This is a genomic window from Haloactinopolyspora sp. (assembly GCF_027324685.1).
GTDB lineage: Bacteria > Actinomycetota > Actinomycetes > Jiangellales > Jiangellaceae > Haloactinopolyspora.
In genome coordinates, this window is sequence record NZ_DAHVSH010000188.1 from 21,849 (window position 1) to 42,695 (window position 20,847).

General features: G+C 69.9%; 20 protein-coding genes. 10 read left to right on the top strand and 10 right to left on the bottom strand.

Going from position 1 to position 20,847, the window contains the following annotated elements:
- Positions 1-2: 2 nt before the first annotated feature.
- From M6444_RS20560 to M6444_RS20570, 3 genes are read left to right on the top strand one after another with little or no spacing between them, the layout of a single operon-like run.
- A complete protein-coding gene (locus M6444_RS20560; protein ID WP_298331704.1) occupies positions 3-1,439 on the top strand; it encodes a C2 family cysteine protease in 1,437 nt (478 codons plus the stop codon).
- Between the two features lies 1 nt (position 1,440).
- Positions 1,441-1,689: a DUF6406 domain-containing protein gene (locus M6444_RS20565; protein WP_298331707.1), complete on the top strand. Its 249-nt coding sequence runs from the start codon at positions 1,441-1,443 to the stop codon at positions 1,687-1,689.
- A complete protein-coding gene (locus M6444_RS20570; RefSeq protein ID WP_298331710.1) occupies positions 1,686-2,078 on the top strand; it encodes a DUF6406 domain-containing protein in 393 nt (130 codons plus the stop codon). Before M6444_RS20565 ends, M6444_RS20570 begins: the two co-directional genes overlap by 4 nt.
- A 21-nt stretch (positions 2,079-2,099) precedes the next feature.
- Here the strand turns inward: M6444_RS20570 and M6444_RS20575 are convergent, their stop codons facing one another.
- Both M6444_RS20575 and M6444_RS20580 read right to left on the bottom strand, forming a co-directional pair.
- Positions 2,100-2,657: a YqgE/AlgH family protein gene (locus tag M6444_RS20575; RefSeq protein ID WP_363326449.1), complete on the bottom strand. Its 558-nt coding sequence runs from the start codon at positions 2,655-2,657 to the stop codon at positions 2,100-2,102.
- Positions 2,658-2,693: 36 nt separating this feature from the next.
- Complete coding sequence (locus M6444_RS20580) at positions 2,694-4,127, bottom strand: NAD-dependent malic enzyme (RefSeq protein ID WP_298331715.1); 1,434 nt, start codon at positions 4,125-4,127, stop codon at positions 2,694-2,696.
- Positions 4,128-4,310: 183 nt separating this feature from the next.
- On the opposite strand from M6444_RS20580, the gene M6444_RS20585 reads away from it, so the two are divergent.
- The 4 genes from M6444_RS20585 (at position 4,311) to M6444_RS20600 (ending at position 10,041) form a co-directional block, all read left to right on the top strand.
- Positions 4,311-5,252: a carbohydrate kinase gene (locus M6444_RS20585; protein WP_363326450.1), complete on the top strand. Its 942-nt coding sequence runs from the start codon at positions 4,311-4,313 to the stop codon at positions 5,250-5,252.
- 37 nt (positions 5,253-5,289) lie between these two features.
- Positions 5,290-8,220, top strand: coding sequence for a helix-turn-helix transcriptional regulator (locus M6444_RS20590; protein WP_298331719.1), 2,931 nt, complete (start codon positions 5,290-5,292; stop codon positions 8,218-8,220).
- A 75-nt stretch (positions 8,221-8,295) separates the two neighbouring features.
- Positions 8,296-8,745 (top strand): SRPBCC domain-containing protein, encoded by a 450-nt coding sequence (locus tag M6444_RS20595; protein ID WP_298331721.1) that lies wholly within the window; start codon positions 8,296-8,298, stop codon positions 8,743-8,745.
- A 147-nt stretch (positions 8,746-8,892) separates the two neighbouring features.
- Positions 8,893-10,041 (top strand): hypothetical protein, encoded by a 1,149-nt coding sequence (locus tag M6444_RS20600; protein WP_298331723.1) that lies wholly within the window; start codon positions 8,893-8,895, stop codon positions 10,039-10,041.
- On the opposite strand, the gene M6444_RS20605 is transcribed toward M6444_RS20600, so the two are convergent.
- Complete coding sequence (locus M6444_RS20605) at positions 10,034-10,642, bottom strand: class I SAM-dependent methyltransferase (RefSeq protein ID WP_363326451.1); 609 nt, start codon at positions 10,640-10,642, stop codon at positions 10,034-10,036. The two genes, M6444_RS20600 and M6444_RS20605, sit on opposite strands and share 8 nt — an antisense overlap.
- Positions 10,643-10,776: 134 nt before the next feature.
- Between M6444_RS20605 and M6444_RS20610 the strand changes: the two genes are divergently transcribed.
- On the top strand, positions 10,777-11,400 hold the full coding sequence (locus M6444_RS20610; RefSeq protein ID WP_298331727.1) for a hypothetical protein: 624 nt from the start codon (positions 10,777-10,779) through the stop codon (positions 11,398-11,400).
- Here M6444_RS20610 and M6444_RS20615 read toward each other — a convergent pair.
- The 4 genes from M6444_RS20615 to M6444_RS20630 all read right to left on the bottom strand — a co-directional run bounded on the left by M6444_RS20615 (position 11,390) and on the right by M6444_RS20630 (position 16,435).
- Entirely contained in the window at positions 11,390-12,196 is an 807-nt protein-coding gene (locus M6444_RS20615; RefSeq protein ID WP_298331729.1) for an SAM-dependent chlorinase/fluorinase, read from the bottom strand. The genes M6444_RS20610 and M6444_RS20615 overlap by 11 nt on opposite strands.
- Positions 12,193-13,206 (bottom strand): hemolysin family protein, encoded by a 1,014-nt coding sequence (locus M6444_RS20620; RefSeq protein WP_363326446.1) that lies wholly within the window; start codon positions 13,204-13,206, stop codon positions 12,193-12,195. The genes M6444_RS20615 and M6444_RS20620 overlap by 4 nt, the downstream gene beginning before the upstream one ends.
- Complete coding sequence (locus M6444_RS20625; protein WP_298331733.1) at positions 13,203-14,561, bottom strand: hemolysin family protein; 1,359 nt, start codon at positions 14,559-14,561, stop codon at positions 13,203-13,205. The genes M6444_RS20620 and M6444_RS20625 overlap by 4 nt, the downstream gene beginning before the upstream one ends.
- Before the next feature lie 170 nt (positions 14,562-14,731).
- A complete protein-coding gene (locus M6444_RS20630; protein WP_298331735.1) occupies positions 14,732-16,435 on the bottom strand; it encodes a DUF885 domain-containing protein in 1,704 nt (567 codons plus the stop codon).
- 120 nt (positions 16,436-16,555) lie between these two features.
- On the opposite strand from M6444_RS20630, the gene M6444_RS20635 reads away from it, so the two are divergent.
- The gene (locus M6444_RS20635) at positions 16,556-17,755 is read left to right on the top strand and encodes a phosphotransferase (RefSeq protein WP_298331736.1); all 1,200 of its coding nucleotides are present in this window, start codon (positions 16,556-16,558) and stop codon (positions 17,753-17,755) included.
- A gap of 110 nt (positions 17,756-17,865) precedes the next feature.
- Positions 17,866-18,174 carry a hypothetical protein gene (locus M6444_RS20640; protein ID WP_298331738.1) on the top strand — a complete coding sequence of 103 codons (309 nt, stop codon included), beginning with the start codon at positions 17,866-17,868 and terminating at the stop codon, positions 18,172-18,174.
- Between the two features lie 83 nt (positions 18,175-18,257).
- Here M6444_RS20640 and M6444_RS20645 read toward each other — a convergent pair whose 3' ends face one another.
- The 3 genes from M6444_RS20645 to M6444_RS20655 all read right to left on the bottom strand — a co-directional run bounded on the left by M6444_RS20645 (position 18,258) and on the right by M6444_RS20655 (position 20,794).
- The gene (locus M6444_RS20645) at positions 18,258-18,968 is read right to left on the bottom strand and encodes a response regulator transcription factor (RefSeq protein WP_298331741.1); all 711 of its coding nucleotides are present in this window, start codon (positions 18,966-18,968) and stop codon (positions 18,258-18,260) included.
- On the bottom strand, positions 18,969-20,339 hold the full coding sequence (locus M6444_RS20650) for a HAMP domain-containing sensor histidine kinase (RefSeq protein ID WP_298331744.1): 1,371 nt from the start codon (positions 20,337-20,339) through the stop codon (positions 18,969-18,971).
- 95 nt (positions 20,340-20,434) lie between these two features.
- Positions 20,435-20,794: a hypothetical protein gene (locus M6444_RS20655; RefSeq protein ID WP_298331747.1), complete on the bottom strand. Its 360-nt coding sequence runs from the start codon at positions 20,792-20,794 to the stop codon at positions 20,435-20,437.
- Positions 20,795-20,847: the final 53 nt, after the last annotated feature.

Genomic DNA, 20,847 nt, shown 5'->3' on the forward strand with positions numbered 1-20,847 from the left:
CGATGGGCCCGCCGCAACAGGCCAGCCACTACGTCGGTTTCGACATCCCGCAGATCCGGAGTCTGGTGCGCGGGCTGAAGGGCGCGGCCGCCAGTTCGCCCACCCTGCACAAAGACCTCGCAGCCGTACTGGCCGACGCGCAGGACGACATTGAAGGCCCGGTGACGTCGAGCCCGCTTCTGCAGCGGGTCATGATCAACCTGTTCGGGATGCCGTTGTATCCACCCGGCGCACTGTCTTCGCCCCTTGACGACATCGCCGACAGCAGCGGCCGGCGCTGCGATCATCTCGAGGAGCTCAAGGAGCTGGAGAAGGACGGCATCACCGTCGACCCCAGCCTGGCCTTCCTCGACGAATCTGCGCCGAGCCGGGCCGACGCCGACGAAGCGCTGGAGGCCATCCGCGCGCTCAAGGACAAGGATTTCGGCGTCAACGGCAACCGTGACGACTTGCGCACCCTGGCCAACACGTTGACCGGGCTGTCCTCGGTGGAGCTCAACTGGGTCCTGGAGGACCTGTCGGCCGAAGAACGCGAAATGCTCGGCGACCTGATCAACGACACCGGCGACTCCGGCTTGAACCCGTTCGACTCGAACGGGTTGCCGCATCACGAACGGCTGGACCTGGCCAGCGTGCTCCTCAGCAAGGCCACGCCAGAGAACTGGGACATCTTGATCGAGATGTTTCCCGGCGTGCAGCCGCCGTTCGACCCGGGCGACGACAACAAGAAGGGTGTCACCGTCGACGGTGTCACCTGGGGTGTGCCCGACCCGCCGCGCCCGCTGTTCGACAACGGCGTGTCCCCTGACGACATCAACCAAGGCGCCGTCGGGGACTGTTGGTTTCTCGCGTCGCTCGTGGGCATGGCGGACCAGAACCCCGACGCCATCCGCAACAACATCAAGGAGAACCCCAACGGCACCATCTCGGTGCGCCTCTACGACCAAGACGGCGAGGCTCACTGGGTCACGGTCAGCCCAGAGCTGCCGCTCGACGAGAACGGCAATCCGGCCGGTGTCGGGGGCCAGCAGGAGCTGTGGGTCGCCTACTACGAAAAGGCCTTCGCCGCGTTCTACGACCAGGACAACGACGGGTTCGCCGGCTCGTACCGCGCGATCGAGGGCGACTACACCGACAAGGCAGGCCCGTACCTCAGCGGGCAGCCGTCCAACGACATCGGCGCGGATTTCGACGACGTCCGTGAGGCCTACGAGAACGGCGAGGTCGTGGTCACCGGCACGCCCGGCGAGAAGAAGGTGCCGGACAAGTTCAAAAACGGCTACGTCACCGGGCACGCCTACGTCGTGGACGGCTTCACCGATGACGGCAAGATCATCCTGCGCAATCCGTGGGGTAGTGGTCACCCGAAGTTGTACATGACGCCCGAGGAGTACGAGGAGTTCTTCTCCAGCGCCGGCTCGTTCTCGACAGGAGGCTGACATGGCCCAGCAGATCCGCATCCGCCGCCTGGTCCCGTACTGGCTCGACAACGCCACCCGCGATCGCGCCCTGGCCATCATGTCGTTCGACACCGAGAACGGCACTGTCGACCTCGGGCATCTGTCCGGCGGCACCAACGAGGTACACACGCTGGCCGTCGGCGACCGGATCGACACCGCCGAGGCCAGCTGGCGGGTCACCGAGATCCAGCCGGGCGATCGCGGCTACGTGATCCTGGAGATTGCGTGACCCCCCGTCCGGCCCGGGCTCGCCGGGGACGGGTGCCGCGGGCGGCCTGCGCCGCCCTGGCCACGTTGACGCTCCTCGTCGGCGCAGGCTGCAGCGACGACGAGCCGGACGAGCTGACCAGTGAGACCGAGGTTCCGGAGTCCAGTGAGACCATCACCCTGCGCCGTGGCGTCCCGCACTGGCTGGACGAGAACCGGGAGCGGTCGCTGGCGATCATGAACTTCCAGACCGACCCGATCAAGGTCGACGTGGGCTATCTCGACGACGGCGAGAACGAGGTCCACACGCTGGGGATCGACGAGACCATCGACGCCGACGGCACCACGTGGCGTGTCGTCCGGATCACGCCGGGCGACGACGGGTCGGTCGAGCTCGCCGAAGTGGACTGACGCCGGCCCGGGTGGTGTCGCTCAGTTCAGCGACGGGTCGGCGGGGAAGGTCGCCAGCAACGCCAGCGGACCGGACTGCCGGCGAAGCACTGCCGACCACAGGCCTTCGGCGTCCACCCGGAACGCGTCGCCGGGTTCGGCGTCGACGACGTACCACGAGCCCTCGTCGATCTCGCCTTCGAGCTGATCAGGGGCCCACCCGGCGTAGCCGGCGAAGATCCGCATCGCGGTGATGGCCGGTTCGATGATCTCGGCCGGGGTGTCGAGGTCGACCACGCCGACCTCGCCGCGCACCCGGCGGATACCCAGGGGTTCATCGGCGCCCCTGACCGCCACCAGGCCGAGGGCGCTGTCGAGGCTCACCGGTCCGCCCTGGAACACGACGCCGGGTTCGGAGACCACCGTGGCCCATCCCGGCAGCACGTCGTCGACATAGACCTCCGTGGGCTTGTTCACCATCACGCCCAGCGCGCCGTCGCCGTCGTGCGAGAGCATGAGCACCACGGCCCGGTCGAACGTCGATCCACGCAGAGCTGGGGCAGCCACCAGCAACCGCCCGGTGAGCGACTCGGCATTCATGGCCATGGCTTCATCGTCCTCCGCGCGGCGAGGTGTTCACACCCGGATCGCGGGAAAGTCACCGGTCTCTTCGGCGACCTTGCGGATCGATTCGACGCTGCCGCGCACCGCGGCGGCGACGGCATCGGCGACGCCGGAGTGGAAGACGCTCGGGATGATGTACGACGGGTTGAGCTCGTCGTCGGTGACGGTACCCGCCAGCGCCTGAGCCGCCGCGGTGAGCATCTCGGTGGTGACCGACTGGCTCTGGGCGTCGAGCAGGCCGCGGAACACGCCGGGGAAGGCCAGCACGTTGTTGATCTGGTTCGGGTAGTCGCTACGGCCGGTGGCGACGACGGCGGCGTGCTCGCCGGCCTCGTGCGGATCGATCTCGGGTTCGGGATTGGCCAGCGCGAAGACGATGGCGTCGTCGGCCATCGTGGCGACGTCGGCGGCGGTGAGAACGTTGGGCGCCGACACGCCGATGAACACGTCAGCACCGGACACCGCGTCACACAGGGCGCCGTCGACACCGCGCGGATTGCTGTGATCGAGGTACCACGTGGGCACGCCGGACAAGTCCGCCCGGCCGCGATGGATGACGCCGTTGAGATCGCAGGCGACGAGGTCGCTGACGCCAGCGGCGACGAGCAGCTGGGCGATGGCGTGCCCGGCCGCGCCGGCACCGGCCATCGCGACCCGGACCGAGCCGATGTCCTTACCGACGACCTTCAACGCGTTGTACAGCGCGGCCAACACGACGATGGCCGTGCCGTGTTGATCGTCGTGGAAGACCGGGATGTCCAGCCGCTCGCGCAGCCGGGCCTCGATCTCGAAGCACCGCGGAGCGGAGATGTCCTCGAGGTTGATACCGGCGAACACGGGCGCGATGTGCTCCACGGTGCGGATGATCTCGTCGGTGTCCTGAGTGTCGAGGCAGACCGGGAACGCGTCGATGCCGGCGAACCGCTTGAACAGCGCCGCCTTGCCCTCCATCACCGGGAGCGCGGCCGTCGCCCCGATGTTGCCCAGCCCGAGCACGGCCGAGCCGTCGGTCACCACGGCGACGGTGTTGCGCTTGATGGTCAGCCGCCGCGCGTCCTGCGGGTTGTCGACGAGCGCCTGCGACACCCGCGCCACCCCGGGGGTGTAGATGAGCGAGAGGTCGTCGCGGTTGCGGATCGGTACTTTCGACTTCACCTCGATCTTGCCCCCGAGGTGCACCAGGAACGTCCGGTCGCTGACCTTGCCGATGACCACGCCGGGAACCGTGCGCAGCGCCGTCACCAACTCCCCGGCGTGTCCGGACGACGTGGCCGCGCAGGTGACGTCCACCTGGATGCGGTCGTGCCCGGAACCGGTGACGTCCAGGGCGGTCACCAGGCCGCCGGCCTTCTCGACAGCGGCGGTGAGCTGACTGACCGCCTGGCCGCCGGCCGGCACCTCCAGCCGCACGGTGATCGAGTACGAAACGCTCGGAACGCTGACCACGGTGACAGTACTCCTCGATGTGTGGTGAGAAGCACAACGTTAGATGATGACGGCCGCGCATCGAACACCAACCACCGTGCGCTCGCACCGCGAGAACAACCCGGCCGCTACGGTATCGGCGTGTCGGATCAGCATGTCAACAGCAACGAGACCGTCGAGCCGGGCCGAGACCGTGCCGGTGAGGTGTACGTCGCCGGCGAAGCACTCATCGACCTCGTCGCCGAGCCCGACGGGCGCTACCGCGCGGTGCCAGGAGGATCGCCGGCCAACGTCGCCGTCGGGCTGGCCCGTCTCGGCGCCCCGACCCATCTGCTGGCGCGGCTCGGCTCGGGCGCTTTCGGCCGGGTGATCCGAGAGCACTTGGCCGCCAACGACGTCCTGCTCGATGCTGCGGTCTCGACCAGCGACCCGACGACGCTCGCGGTGGTCACGCTCGACGACGAGGCCCGCGCGACGTACGACTTCTACGCCGACGGCACCGCCGATTGGGGATGGACCGAGGCCGAACTGCCCACTCAGCTGCCACCCGAAGCCCTGGCCCTGGTCACCGGCTCCATCGCAGCAGCGCGCGAGCCCGGCGCGACGGCCCTGCTCGAGCTGGTGCGGCGGGTACGCGGCCAGGACGGGGCGAGCATCGTGCTCGATCCCAATCTCCGCCCGGCCCTGCTGCCGACGCGGGCGCAGGTGCAGGCGCGCTGGGACGAATTGATCGCGCTGGCCGACGTCGTCAAGGTCAGCGACGAGGACCTCGCCTGGCTCGTCCCCGGGACCGACCCGGTCGACGTGGCCGCTGGCTGGGCCGCGCGCGGGCCGGCCCTGGTGGTGGTGACCCTCGGCGCGGCCGGGGCGCATGCGGTGACCTCGACCGGTGCGACCGTCGAGGTCGCCGCCCGCCCCGTGGACGTGGCCGACACCGTGGGCGCCGGGGACGCCTTCACGTCGGGGCTCGTGGACTCGCTGCGCCTGGCCGGGCTGCTCGGCCGCCGGCACCGCGATCGCCTGGACACCGCCGGACCGGCGACCTTGCGGCCCATCCTGGACCGTGCCGCGCTCACCGCCGCGCTGACCTGCACCCGCGTCGGGGCGGATCCGCCGACCGCCGAGGAGCTCGCCGGTTCGCTGTGACCGGCGACCTGTCGGCGCCATGTGCCACGATCAGTACATGACCAGGCCGGGCACCGACGTGCCGTTCGTTGCGCGACAAGCCGAACTCGCGCGATTGCAGGCCGCGCTCGAGCGGGCCGAGGCGGGCTCCGCAGCGGCCGTCGTCGTCTCGGGTGATGCCGGGGTCGGCAAGAGCCGCCTGCTCGCCGAGTTCATCGCCCACGCGCGCTCGCGGCGCGCCCGGGTCCTGCTCGGCCGGTGTCTCGGCATCGGTGACGAGGGCCTGGCGTACCTGCCGGTCAAGGAGATCATCGAGCAGGTGCAGGCCGAGCGCGACGACGTCGTGGCCACTCGCGCACCGCTGGCCGCGCTGGTCCGCCGCCCGGATGGCGCGAGCGCTGCCCCGGCCTGGGACGCCGATCTCGGCCAGCTGCAGCTCTTCGATTCCGTCCTCGGGGCGCTGTCCGAACTCGCGGACGAGTCCTGTCTGGTCGTCGCGGTCGAAGACCTGCACTGGAGTGACGCGTCCACGCGCGACCTCCTGTCGTTCCTGCTCTCCCGGCTGCACACGCAGAGGTTGCTGATCGTGGCCACCTACCGCGCCGACGACCTGCATCGCCGGCATCCGCTCCGGCCGTTCCTCGCCGAGATCGTCCGGCTGCCGGTCGTCGAGCGTCTCGACCTGCCGGCGTTCGGTCCCGACGACGCGGTGCGCTTCGTCCAGGCGCTGGCCGGCCCGGACGCCCCCGACGACATCGTGGCCGAGGTCGCCGGCCGGTCCGAGGGCAATGCCTTCTACGCCGAAGAACTGTTCGCCGCGAGCTCCGACCCGCGCGCAGGCCTTCCGACCGCTCTCGCCGACGTTCTGATGGCCCGAGTCGAATCACTGAGCCCGGCCGCGCAGAAGGTCGTCGGCGCCGTGTCGGTCTCCGGGCGCCAACATGTGTTGCATTCGGCGCTGCGCGCGGTAGCCGATATGGACGACGACGAGCTCGATGCCGGACTCCGCGAGGCGGTGCACCATCACATCCTCGTCACCGACGCCGACGACGCCTACACCTTCCGCCACGCCCTGTTGCGCGAGGCCGTGTACGCCGATCTGCTACCCGGCCAGCGCGTACGTCTGCACGCGGCGTACGCCGAACGGATCCGAGCCGTCGGCGGGGACGACCTCGCGGCCTGGCTGGCCTACCACTGCCTGCACAGCAACGATCTGCCCGGCGCGTTGGCGGCGTCGGTCCGGGCGGCCGCCGAGGCCATGCGGGTGGGCGCGCTCTCGGCGGAGCTGCGCCATGTCGAGCAGGCGCTCGAGCTGTGGCAAGGGGTCGACGACGCCGAAGCGCGAGCCGGTGTCGACGAGTTCACGCTGACGCGCACGGCGGCCTATGTCGCCGCGGCGGCCGGTCATCCGGAACGGGCCCTGGCCTATGCGCAGGCAGCGGTCTCGCTCGCCGACAGTCAAGACGACCTGCTGGCTCGAGCCGACATGCGCCGCCAACTCACCGAGGTGTTGACGGCGAACTCCCGCGACGACGAAGCCGACCGCGTGATCGCCGAGGCGTGGTCACTGATCGAGGACACCGAGCCCAGCACCACCCGGGCGTGGGTGCTGGCCCTGCGTGCCCGGACGACGCCGCTGGACGAACAGGGCCGCTCGTTCGCCGAGCAGGCAGCCGCCGAGGCTCGTGTCGCCGGGGCTGCGGGAGCCGAAGCGGATGCTTTGATCACGCTGGCCTATCACGACGTCCACACCGGCGCTGTCGAGCAGGCGCGTGCCCTGCTCGAGCAGGCCCGCGCACGCGCCGTGCACGCCGAGGCCCCGAACACCGAGTTGCGCGCCCTGTTCAACCTGGTCGTCATGCTCTACGAACAGGGTCTGATCGACCGCGCCACCCAGGTCGCCGACAACTCCGCCGCCCGCGCCTCCGAACTCGGGCTGACGTGGAGTCCGTACGGTCTCCATCTGCGCTGGATGCAGGTCATGATGCACTACGCCCACGGAAGCTGGGCCGATGCGATCGCGGCGTCGAGTCCGCCCGGAGAGCCGGTCTCCGACACCGTCACCGCACTGCTCGCGGCGGCCGGAGCCATCGTCAAGGTCGGATTGGGCCGCTTCGACGAGGCCGAGCGCGAACTGGCCAAGGTCTATCCGGAGTGGCATCGCGACAGCCAGATCGCCCAGCTCGCCGGTATCGCCGGCGCCGAGATGGCGGGATGGCAAGGGCAGGCCGAGGCAGCGTCGACCATGGTCGACGAAGCCCTGGCGTCCATGCGCAAGTCGTCGAGCATGGACTGGCCGCTCGGCGGCATCCGGGTGGCCACGCTCGGCATCGCCCTCCAGGCAGACCTGGCCAGCCAGGCACTCTCCCGCGGCGACACCGTGGCCCACGCCGCCGCGGTCGCGCACGGCGAGCGTCTGATCGAATTCGCCGAGCAGACCCATCGCCGTGGCGTTCCGCGCGCGGACAAGCTCGGTCCGGAAGGGCAAGCCTGGCTGGCCCGGATGCACGCCGAATCCGCCCGACTGCACGGCGTGGACGATCCAGCCGCCTGGAGCGAGGTCGTCGAGGCCTTCGGCTACGGCGAGGTCTATCCGATCGCCCTGGCGCGTTGGCGGCTGGCTGAGGCTCTGGTGTCACGGGGCGAGCGCGATGCCGCCACCGCCGAGGTCGTCGCTGCCCTGCGCATCGCCGACGAACTCGGTGCCCGGCCGCTCGCCGCGGCCCTGCGGGAGTTGGCGCGCCGGGCCCGGCTGAGCGTTCCCGGTGTCCCCGCGCCCACGGTCGACCTGCTCACGCCACGCGAACGTGCGGTCCTGGAACTGGTCGCGCAGGGTCACACCAACCGCAAAGCCGGCGAACAGCTCTACATCAGCGAGAAGACCGTCAGCGTCCACATCTCGAGAATCTTGGCGAAGCTCGGCGCCGGCAGTCGTACGGAAGCGGTGGCGCTGGCCTACCAACGGGGTCTGCTGCACGAGGGCGAGTAGATACCGGCGAACCGGTGACCATCACGGAATTTCGTTCTCGTCAGGCAGGACGCACGTGTCCTAGAGTCTGCCGTTATGGTCGAATCATCCACACCAGATGCTGGCACCGCCGTACTCACGGTGACCGTCGACGCCGAGCCTGACGATGTCTTCGCCGCGTTCACCGAGCCCGGCCGTCTCGCTACGTGGTACTGGCCCGCCTCGTTCGCGACGTTGTACGAAACCGATCCCCGGCCCGGCGGCCGGTTCGCCTTCCGCAGCACCGGACTTCCGGCCGGGAACAACGTCGCGGTCCGCGGAATCTACGGCGAGATCCGTCGGCCGGAGCTGTTGACGTTCTTGTGGGCCTGGGACGGGGACATGTCGCCGTTCACCCAGGTCGCCGTCCAGATCCGGCCCCACGAAGGCGGTAGCGAGGTCGTGGTCACCCACAGCGAGAACGCCACGGAGCTGCAACGCGACGACCACCTCAAGGGCTGGCACGACTGCCTGGCTCGGCTGGCTGATCATCTCGCGGTCGGATAAGGTTCTACCCATGCCAGGTCAACGCTGGTTTAGCTGCCCCCGGTCGGTGCACGTCCGCCGCCCGGAGGCCAGGCGCGCCTAGGCCCTTCGCGGACGACCGACCGGGGGAGGCTCCCTGATCCGTCGTCTCGATCCGAAGGCCTGGTCATGTCCACTTCTGTCCTTTCATCCGATCCTGTTGCCGCGCCGCAGGCCCTGCCCGTACCGGCGCTGGTTCGTGCCCTGCAGTTGCGTGATCTCACCGATCCGGCGCAGGGACGGCACGCACTCCAGCTCCTCGTCGACGATGCCGCGAGCGCATTGGCCGCGCTGTGGGATTGCGCCGTTGAGGTCGAACGATCGCGCCCCGTGGTCTCGCTCGAAGACAACTACGACCGGTTGGGCTATCAGCCCGACGCCGTCGCGCGCGATGTGCGCTACACCCGCTACATCAGCGCGACCACGATGCTGCGCAGCCACACGAGCGCAGGGATCCCGCCGGCCCTGCGCCGCCTCGCCACGGGTCCCGAGCAACCCGTACTGCTGGTCCTGCCCGGTATCTGTCACCGCCGGGACGCGATCGATCGACTGCACACGAGTGCACCCCACCAACTCGACCTGTGGCTGCTACGCCCTGGTGGGCCCCGGCTCGACCACGACGACCTGCACCGAATGGTCAGCACGCTCGCCCAGACACTGCTCCCGGGGAGCCATTGGCGGTGGAACGCCACCACGCATCCGTACACCGTCGGCGGACGCGAGGTGGAGGCGATCCGTGACAACGCCCCGGTCGAGATCGCCGAGTGCGGACTGGCGGCGCCGGACGTCCTGGCCCGCTGCGGGCTCGACCCGAACCGGTGGAGCGGCCTGGCCCTGGGCATGGGCCTGGACCGGCTGCTCATGCTGCGCAAGCACATCCCGGACATCCGGTTGTTGCGCTCTGCCGATCCGCGGATCGCGGACCAGATGCTCGACCTGGAGCCCTACACCCCGGTGTCGGACCTGCCGACGGCTCGCCGCGACCTGTCCGTGGCGGTGGACGCCGATGACGATGCCGAGATCATCGGCGACCGGGTCCGCGAGGCGCTCGGCACGCGGGCCGATCTCGTCGAAGAGGTGAGCGTGCTGTCGAGTACGCCCTACGCCGAGCTCCCTGAGGCGGCTCGGCGCCGGTTGGGCATCCGCCCGGGCCAGCACAACATCCTGCTCCGCCTCGTCCTGCGACCGGTCGATCGCACGCTCAGCGGTGACGAAGTCAACGAACTGCGCGACCTCGTGTACGCAGCGCTGCACCGCGGCGTGGCGCCGGTCAGCTGACCGGGCGGCGCCGAGCTCGCAGGACGGTGTCGTTCATGTGATGGGTACCCGGCGGCGGTGGGGCGGTACGGGGCCGAGTCTCGTTGACCACCACGTCCCACCCGGCGTCCAGAAACTGGGCGACCTCGTCGGGCTGGTAGTAGTCGGCCGGGTCGAAGTCCTCGTGCTCGTGCGCGGCGAAGTCGGCGAGGGCGTGGGTGACGAAGAGCAACGTGCCGCCAGGGGCGACCGCGGCCAGCAGGCCGTGCAGGGCCGCGTGGCCCGGCGCGCGCATGAGCGGGAAGTAGTGACTGGACACCAGGTCGAAGGCGCCGGCCGGGGGCGGCGACGTGGTGAGGTCGCCCTGCTTCCACGCCACCCGGCCGTCGACGTCGGGGGCGGTCGCTGCGGCACGGCGCAGCGCCACCTCGGAGATGTCGACGGCGGTGACCTGCCAGCCGCGTCGCGCGAGCCAGGCGGCATCGGCTCCCTCACCGCAACCGACGTCGAGCGCCCGGCCCGGTGGCAGGTCGGTGACCTCGGCGACGAGCACGCCGTTCGGGTTGCCGCTGAACACCTGCTCGCGGCTGCTGTACATCTCGTCCCAGTGCTGGGCATCCATCACGCGCTCAGTTCCTCTCATCGGTTCCGGAGATCTCCACTGTGCGCCTGCATCTCGGCCAGCGGCAAGATATGTTGCCAAGACTGCAAACTCGTCCAACCTGTTCGTGCCAACCGACCCCCTAGGATCGACCTGTGGCACTCATTCACCGAGCGACTCTCACCCCATCCAAGCTCGAGCTATTGACGTCCTGGCTGCCGACCAGGTCGTGGTTCACCGCGAGCCCCGCTATCACCCACGTTGGCGCATACCGCTTCGACGACCCCGCCGGCGAGGTGGGTCTGCAAGGCATGCTGATCCAGGCCGACGGTGACGTGATCGTTCACGTCCCGCTCTCCTATCGAGGCGCACCGCTGCCCGGCGCGGACGACTTCCTGCTCGGCACCGCCGAGCACTCGGTGCTGGGTACGCGCTGGGTGTACGACGCGTCCGGCGATCCGGTCTGGGCGACCGCACTGGCCACAGCGATCCTCGCCGGCGGGGAGCAGGCCGAGGAAGTGATGGACGTGGACGGCGAGCTCGTCCCGCGGCCGCCGACGGTTCGCGTCCACGCAGCCGGCTCCCGCGCCGAGAACGTCGCGGCCATCGAGACCGTCACCGCTCACGACGAAGGAGCGACGACGGTGGTGACAGCCGGGTCAGTCGACATCGTCGTCGTCCGCGAGATCGGGACCGAAGTGGCCGGCGATGCCCGGCTGATCGGCAGCTGGGACGGCACCGAGGCGGCCACCCTCGCCGTCGCCACCGTCAGGCGCTGAGAACCACCCGGTCCCCTGGACGCAGCCCGAGCTCAGCGGCGGCGTCACCGCGGTTCGCGGCCACCGCCACGTGACCGGCGGAATCGACCAACACCACCAGTTCACCCGCTGCCACCTCGGCGAACGACCGGGCGAGCCGGACCACCGAGATCCGATCGCCGACGGCCACCTGCACGGTGTCGGCCGCAGCCAGTCGTGCCGCTTCGAGGTCTGCTGCGCGCGCAGCCAGGGCGACGTTGCCGAAGTGGTCGACGACGTGCACCTCGGCTTCCAACCGGCCGTCCTGCACGCGCACCCACGGGTCAGGCAACCGCACGACGTCATCGGCAGCGAGCTCGGGACCGAGGTCGGTCATCGCGAGCCCTCCGGCCAGGTGCGCGGCCACCGGCGCGAACACGTCCCGGCCGTCGAACGTGGTGGCGCCGGTGTCGAGGTGGAACCGCGGCGACGTCAGCTCGACCGCGCGATGAACGCCGCCGCACGCATCGGCGGCCCAGGTGAGGAGTCCGTTGTCGGGACCGACCAGAACGTGGTCACCGGCGCCCAGCGCCACCGCCCGCCGGCCGGTGCCGACACCGGGATCGACGACGCCGACGATCACCGACGGCGGCAGGTACCCCACGGTCTGCGCCAAGACCGCCGCGCCGTGCCGAACGTCCTGTGGCGGGACGTCATGGGTGATGTCGATCACCCGGACCGACGGCGCGATGCGAGCGATGACACCGTGACAGGCCGCGACGAACCCGTCCCGCCGACCGTAGTCGGTGAGCAGCGCGATCCACGAGACCGCCGTCAACTCAGCAACACCGCCGTCACGACGTCGTCCATGCTGACCAAACCCACCACGGTCCCGTCGCGGTCCTCGACCACACCCAGTTGAGACCGCGCGCCCTGGAGCACTTCGGCCACGTGGGCCAGATCGTCGTCGGGCGCGACTCTGGGCACGGGCATGGCGGCCGCACCGGCCGTCCACGCCGCGCCACGGTTCCGGGCGATCAGCGCGCCGCGCACGTGCACGGCGCCGACCACGTCGCCGGTTTCATCGCGGACGACGACCCGGGTTCGGTCACTGTCGCGCCCGACGTCGATGACCTCCTGCGGGCCGGCCGTCGCCGGCACCGAGACGATCTGTGCCGCCGCCACCATGACGGTGCGCACCGGCTGCTCAGGCGCCCCGAGTGCCCGGGTGAGCAGACCGTGATCGTCGTCGCCGATGAGGCCCAGGCGCTGAGATTCACTGACGAGTTGGTGGATCTGTTCGCGGTTGCGCACCGTGGTGATCTCGTCGCGCGGGGTCAATCGAACCAGCCGGACCAGCACGTTGGTCGTCGCGTTCATCGACTGCAACGCCCAGCGCACGCCCGCCGTGTACGCCCGGAACAGCGGCGCGAGGAGCATGGCCGAGCGCTCGGGATGAGCGATCGCCCACGACTTCGGCGCCATCTCACCGACGACGACGTGCAGGTAGGTGACGACAACCAGCGCCACCGCCAGGGCCGCCACGTCAGCGACCCCCGACGGCAGACCCAGTGCCGACAGCGGCGGCTCCAGCAGGTGGTGGAAGGCCGGCTCGGACACCATGCCCAGGCCGATCATCACCATGGTGATGCCCAGTTGCGCACCGGCCAACATCAGCGAGAGCTCGCGAACGCCGTGCAGAGCGGCTCGGGCGCCGCGTCGCCCTTCGGCCGCGGCCTGCTCGAGCCGGTGTCGCCGGGCGCCGACGAGCGCGAACTCCGTGGCGACGAAGAACGCGCTGGCCGCCAACAGGGCCAGGGTCACGGCGATCGCCGTCATCGGGCTCACGACTCGGCCCCCGCACTGGCGACGTGCTCACCCTTGACGTCGAGGCGTTCTTTGATCAACACGAACTCCGGCACGTGCCGCGAGACCGTGAGCACTTCGATGTCGATCAGCCGAGCGTCGTCGTGCGGCGCCGCCGGTAGCGTCAGCCGCTCACCGGGTACCGGGAAGTGGCCGGACGCCGCGACGATCATGCCCGCGACGGTGTCGTAGTCGTCGGACTCCGGCAGCGGCAGCCGGGTCTGTTCGACTGCTTCGTCGACACGCAGCCCGGCGTCCACGCGCCACCACTCCCCGTGCCGGGTGGCCAGCGTCGGTTGTCGATCGGTCTCGTCGGTGATCTCGCCGAGCAGCTCCTCGGAGATGTCCTCCAAGGTCACGATCCCGGCCAGACCGCCGTACTCGTCGACCACGACGGCGAACTCGTCGTCGGCGTCGTGCATCTGTTGCACCAGTGCGGGCAGGGCCAGGCTGTCCGGGACCAGCAGCGCCGCCCGGACGAGGTCACCCACCGGCCGGCGGGCCAGGTCCACCTCGGGCAGATACATCAGCTCACGCACGCCGACGACACCGACGACGTCGTCGGTGCTCTCGCCCAAGACCGGGTAGTTCGAATGCCCGTACTCGGTGATCAGATCGATCACCGCGGCCGCCGGCTCGTCCCGACCCACGCTGACGACGTCGGGCCGCGGGATCATCGCCTCCCCGGCCGTATGGTCCGAGAACGTCAACGCTCGGCTGAGCAGACGCGACATCTGCGGCGACAACGATCCCTGCTCTCGGGACTCGCCGATGACGTGCCCGAGCTCCTCCAGGGTCGCACCATGGTGCAACTCCTCGACCGGCTCGATGCCGACCTTGCGCAACATCCAGGTGGCCGAGTTGTCGAAGATCCGCACCAGCGGGCCGCTCACCGCGAGATACACGTGGGTCGACGGCGCGAGCAGCATCGCCAGCCGCTCCGGCGTGGCCAGCGCGACGTTCTTCGGGAACAGCTCGCCCAGCAGCATCTGCACCGCCGTCGCAAGGCCGAAGCCGATCGCCACGGCCAGGCCGGACACCACGACGTCAGGGACCCCCACCGCCGAGAGCGCCGGGTCGATGACGTCGACGAACGCAGGCTGGGCGATGAACCCGACCAGCAAGCCGGTGACGGTGATGCCGACCTGGGCAGCCGACAACATGAAGGACAGCCGTTCCATGACCCGGATCGCCGAAGCGGCGCGCTTGTTTCCGGCCGCGGCCAGCCGCGAGAGCTCCACCCGGTCGGCGGAGACGTAGGCGAACTCCTGAGCGACGAAGTAGGCGGTCCCGAAGGTGAGAACGAAGACGGCGACAAGGGCCAGTGCGGTGGTCACCGACGATCACCGCACCTACTGGTCAGAACGCCTGAATGACTTGATCCGTCCGTCTGCACGGCGGACACAACTCCTCCCGTATGTGTCATGGCCCGATCTGCTCGTCGGGTCAATGCGGTCAGCCTAATTGGTCATCGCGCATGATCACGTGTCGTGGTGTCGACGAACGGTCAGCCGCGTACGCGAGTCACCCATTCGTGCACGCGACGCCGCAGCACCGGCAGGCTGATGGTCGCGGCACCGAGCACGGCGTCGTGGAAGCCTTTCACGTCGAAGGCGTCGCCCAACTCGCGTCGCGCCTGCTCACGCAGGCTGAGGATCTCACGCTGGCCCACTTTGTAGGCCAGTGCCTGACCAGGCATACCGATGTAGCGGTCGACTTCGACGGTGATGGTGTCGAGATCGACCGGCATGTGCTCGACCATGAAGTCGATGGCTTGCTGACGACTCCAGCCGCGCGCGTGCAGCCCGGTGTCGACGACGAGCCGGCATGCTCGCCAGGCGTCGGAGGACAGCATGCCCAGCCGGTCGAGGTCGTCGGCGTAGAGGCCCATCTCGTCAGCGAGGCGTTCGGTGTACAGCGCCCAGCCTTCGACGAAGGCGGTGTGCCCCATGCCCAGCCGCCGGAACTCCGGCAGGCCGGCGGACTCGGCGGCGATCGCCAGCTGCAGGTGGTGGCCCGGGATCGCCTCGTGGTAGGCGATGGACGCGGTGGAGTACCGGCCGCGCTCGGTCGGCGCGTGCAGGTTGACGAAGAACTCCCCCGGCCGGCTGCCGTCGGGTGCAGGCGGCAGGTAGTACGCGGGCGGCACGTCGGGCGCCAGGTACTCCGGGACCGGCGTGAGCACGCACGGCGCGGCGGGCAGGGTGCCGAACCACGCGGCCATCTCGGCCTGCGCCGCGTCCAGGCACCGGGTCGCCTGCCGCACGATCTCGTCGCCGTCCTTGTACCGCAGGTCAGGGTCGTTGAGCAGGCGATCGAAGATCGCCCGGACATCGGAGGTGCCGAAGGCCCGCTCGCCCACCTCGGCGAACTCGGCCCGGATCGTCTCGGTGGCCTGCTCGAGGCCGATGCGGTGCAGGTCATCGGCGCTCAACGGCAGGCCGGTGTGCAGTTCGATCAGCGTCTGGTAGATCTGCTCGCCCTCGGGTAAATGCAACAAGCCGGCCTGCTCGTCGGGGCGGGCGACCGGGGCGAGTTCGGTGGCGAGCACGTCGCGATAGCGAGCGAATGCCGGGCGCAGCGTGTGCCGCACGGCCTCGGCCAGCTCCTGGCGCCACTCCTGCTCACCGTCCCAGTTCTCGGGACCTGCCAGCGACACGAACGGGTCGTCCTCGAGGGGTGAGGCGAGGTAGCCGTCCACCTGATGCATTGACCGGGTGATGTTGATCGCCGCCGGGGTCCGCCCGGCCGCGGCGCCGTCGCGGTAGCGCTGGGCCGCTTGGTCGAGCATCGTGGCCATGGCCGAGATGCGGCTCACCGCGTTGCGGGCATGCTCGGGCTCGGGGGCCCGCAGCTGCCCGGCGATCATCAGCAGTTCGGCGTGCGCGCCCTGCATCTGGTCGGCGGTCAGCTCGACCAGGCGCAGGTCGATCCGCCGGATCGCGTCGTCGAGCTCGCCCTGCAGCAGTTCTCGTGTGACGCGGTCGGTGTCGTTCAGGGCATTTTCGTCGACGGCCGCCAGCCGGCCGCGCAGGGTGAGATACCGCTCCCGCTTGGCCATGTCGGCTTCGACCGAGTAGTCGTCGGCGCGGTCGTCGTAGCGGTGGTCCCCGAGGAACGAGGCGTACAGCGGGTGGGCTTCGAGCTCGTGCTCCCAGTACTCGTCAGCCAGGGAGCTCATGGCCGTGGCGGCATCGTCATGCGTCGTCATCTCCCTATCCTGCCTGTCCCGGTCGCGAAGTCGGTGATGTGGTGGGGTCGCACAACGTCGATGAGAGTTCTCTCATCGACGGCTCATCGGTCGCTTACCAGCGGTGGTGATGCTTGAATCGTGCCTACGACCACTGACGACGGCTTGGAGCTGCTCACGGGAGCCGACGCCGCGGACTTGCTCACCGCGGCCATCGAACCCGCGGGCGGACGCTTGCTGCACTGGTCGCTGCGCGACGTCGATCATCGTCCGTCGGATCGCACGACGGTGTCGTACAACGCCACCGTCGCCTGGCCGGACGGCGAACGGGTGGAGACCCTCGGGGCGAGCACCTCGACCGGGGCACCTCCGCCGGGTCCGGTGGTCACCGACGGCGACCGGCACGTCCAGGTGTGGCGGTTCCCGTTCGACCCCGAGCTCCCGGGACTTCCCGGCGTCACCTTCGACTCCACGGTGCGCGAGCTGCTTCGCAGCATGGGCCATGATCCCGAGGGCCTGCAGGTACGCGTCGTCGCCTACCGCCCCCGGAAACGGGCGGTGGTCGAGGTCCGTTTCGGCGCCGGTACCCAGCGGATGTTCCTGAAGGTTCTGCGGCCGCGCGCCGTCGCCGACGTGGAGTATCGGCACCGCCTGCTCGCCGAGGCCGGCGTCCCGGTGCCCCGCGTCCTGGGCACCAGCGCGGACGGCGTGATCGCGCTCGAAGCCCTGACCGGAACGTCGCTGGGGTCCCTGCTCATGGGCCCGCACCCGGTGCCGGTGCGCGCCGACGACCTGCTCTCCGTGCTGGACCTGTTCCCGGCGCAGGTCGCCGAGTTGCCTCGGCGCCGGGCGTGGTCGGCGCACGCCGTGCACTACGCCGGCGTCGTGGCCTCTGCGTACCCGCAGGTCAGCGCCAGAGTGCACGATGTGGCCGGAAGGATCGAGGCGGCCATCGCCGATGACCCCGATGGCGACGAGCCCACCCATGGCGACTTCTACGAGGCACAACTGCTGGTGGCCGACGGCGCCGTGACCGGCCTGCTGGACATCGACACGATCGGCCCCGGCCGCCGCGCGGACGACCTGGCGTGCCTGCTGGCCCATCTGAGCATCACCGCTCGCGAGCCGGCGGCCGCGGCCGCGCGTAGCGCGCTGACCCAGTGGACGCAGCGGTTCGAACTGCAGGTTGATCGGCGCGAGTTGTACGCCCGCACGGCCGGAGTGTTGATGTCGCTGGCCACCGGGCCGTATCGCGCCCAGGAGCCTGGTTGGCAGGCCGCCACGGTCGAGCGGATCGAGCTGGCCGAGCAGTGGCTCGGGGCCGGCTCGACGCGAATCTGAGAGCTCTCTCATCCGGCTCTCCTCGTAGCTTCACCCGGCCTGTCGAAACTGAGGATGTCAGCACCGAACAGCAACGTTTCCGGTGTTGCTCACCGGCAAGGAGGAACGTCGTGAAGGTCAAGAAGAAGAAGTGGGTCGCCGTCGGGGCGCTGGCTGCGGTAGGCATCGGTGCTGGTGCCGTCGTCGCGGCTCCGTCGTTCAGCGACGACGCTCCGCCGTCGTCGCCGAGCATCGAGGGCCCCGTCTCGCCGGGTGACTCGTCGCAGTCGGATTCGGCGGCGACCAGCGCCTCGGCCAGCTCTGCCGCGTCGGCCAACACCGCGGCTTCCGCGAACACCGCTGCCTCGGCGAACACGGCCGCCTCGGCGAACACCCCGGCCAGCCCGGCCTCGGCGAACAGCGCGTCGTCGCCTCGATGACCCTGGCGCGGCACGGCGGCCCTGGCACGCTCAGCTCAGCACCGTGGCACCAGCGCAGCGCTGGTGCCACTGTTGTTTCGGCCTCAGTCGGCGCGAGGCGCCGGACCCACCGGCTCCTCCACCGCGTCGGACTCGTCGCCGACGAAGCGGTAACCGACGCCCCGAACCGTGTGGAACCGCTCGCCACCGAGCTTGCGGCGCAAATACCGCACGTAGACGTCGACGACGTTCGAGCCCGGGTCGAAGTCGTATCCCCAGACTCGGCTGAGCAGCTGCTCTCGGCTGAGGACCTGGCCCGGGTGCCGCATGAACGTCTCGGCCAACGCGAACTCCCGCGCCGACAGCTCGACGGTACGCCCGTCGACGGTGGCGCGGTGGGTGCGCAAGTCGAGTGTCAGGCCACCTTGACGCAGCAGCATCGAGTCCGGCGAGCGGTCCTCACGTAGCCGCAGCCGGATCCGGGCCAGCAGCTCCTCGAACCGGAACGGCTTGGCCATGTAATCGTCCGCGCCGCCCTCGAGGCCGGCGACGGTGTCGGTCGTGGAATCACGCGCGGTCAGGATGATCACCGGCATCTCGCTGCCGGCGGTTCGCAACTGCCGAAGGACCGAGAACCCGTCCATGACCGGCAGCCCGATGTCGAGAACCATCAGGTCGAACCCGCCGGTCATGGCGTAGTCGAAGGCGGCGCGGCCGTCACCGACCACCGTCGGCGTCATGCCTTCGGCGCGCAGCCCTTTCTCGACGAACGAGGCGATGCGCGACTCGTCTTCGGCGATCAGAATCCTGTGCATCTAGCCCTCCACAGCTGCCTCGTCGGCGCGAGCGACGTGGGCCGGCAGCTCGAGGGTGAACTTCGCCCCCTCGCCGGGGCGCCCGTCGAGCACCACTCGGCCACGATGCGCTTCGGCGATGGCGCGAACGATGGCCAGCCCGAGGCCGGAACCCTCCCCGCCCCGGCCGCCGTCCCCCCGGGCGAAGCGGTCGAAGATGCGCTCTGCGTCCTCCGGCGCCACGCCCGGTCCAGAATCGCGTACCCACAACCGCACCACGTCATCGTCGACCTGCGCCCCCACTGCGATGATGTCGCCCTGATCGGTGAACGTTACCGCGTTCATCACCAATTGGAGCAAGGCTTGGGTGATGCGCTGCGGATCCAGCAGCAGGCTCGCCTCCGCTCGAGCGTCGACGGTCCAGGCCCGCGGCGCGAGCGCTTCGGCCTTGTCCACGACGTCGTCGAGCAGCGATCCCACCTCGACCGGGCGTGGGCGCACGAAGTCCGGGCGCTTGGCCTTGGCGAGGATGACGAGCTCGTCGACCATCCGGTGCATCCGGTCGAGCTCGTCGAGGGCCAGGTCGCGGGTCTCGGTGACGTCGGCGGGGTCGTCGACGTCGACGAGTTCGAGGTGCCCGCGGATGATGGTGATCGGCGTACGCAGCTCGTGCCCGGCGTCGTCGAGCGCATCGCGCTGGGCGGCGAAAGCGACCTCGAGCCGGTCGAGCATGGCGTTCACGGTACGGGCGAGCTCGGACACATCGTCGTTGCCGCTGACGGCGATCCGGCCGGACAGATCGGTGTCGCTGATGCGCTGGGCGGTCTCGCGCAGCAGCCGCAATGGCCCCAGCAGTCGGCCGACGACGGCGTAACCGACGATGCCCACGGCGACCACCGAGATGGCGGCCACCGCGGCGAAGGTCTGGAACGCGTCCACGACGTCGGCGTGCGCCAGATCATGCGAGTAGGCGATGACGTAGCGCCCGGACGACGGGTCGCCGGGCACCGACACGGGCACGACGACGTAGCGCAACGCGCCGAGCGACGTCTCGGCCGTGCGGGGCTGGACCCGAGCGGAGTCGGGGACCTGGGCGACCTCGCGCAGAAACTCCGGGTCGTCCTCGAGCTGGACGTCGACCTCGGTTCCCGGCACCCACGCGGGCCGCCCGTCCACCAGGGCCACGAGGCCTTCGTTGGCGTCCGGAACGTTGCGCCGCAAGATGACTTCGAGGAACCGCGACACCGACGTGAACTCAGCGCCGGTCTCCGGGTCGATCCCGCTCCGGGCGAACTCCCGGAACTCTTCGACCTCCTGCGCCAGGTTGTCGTCGATGCTCGCGTCGACCCGTTCACGCTGCACGAGGAAGGCCGCCACCCCGGCGACGAGCATGCCCAGCATCGTCGCCCCCAGGACCGCCGCGAGGACTCGGGTGCGGACTGACAGCCAGACGCGCCCGTCAACGACGGCGCCGGCGCTGTCGCGCTTCAGTCGTCATCCTCCTCGTCGTCATCGTCATCGTCGTCATCGTCATCGTCGTCGTCGGGGTTCACCGGCGGCGGCGGACTGACCCGTTCGCCCACGTCGTCGTCATCGTCGTCATCGTCATCGTCGTCGGTCGGGGTGGGCCGCGGTGGGTTCGTCCGGTCCGGCGTCGGGGACGGCGAAGCGCTGTCGGCCGGGCTCGTCGCCCCGCGATCGGAGCCCGTGCTGTCGGTGGCGCCGACGTCGACGGGACCACCGAGGTCGGACCCGGCCGACGGTCCGGCGAGCAGCGCACCGACACCGACCACCGCGGCGACGATCACAGCCAGGCCGGCCAACGCGAGTGCGACAGCAGACTTCATGCTCACGATGCTGTTCCAGCCCGACTAGACCGCGATGAGACCATCATGAGAGG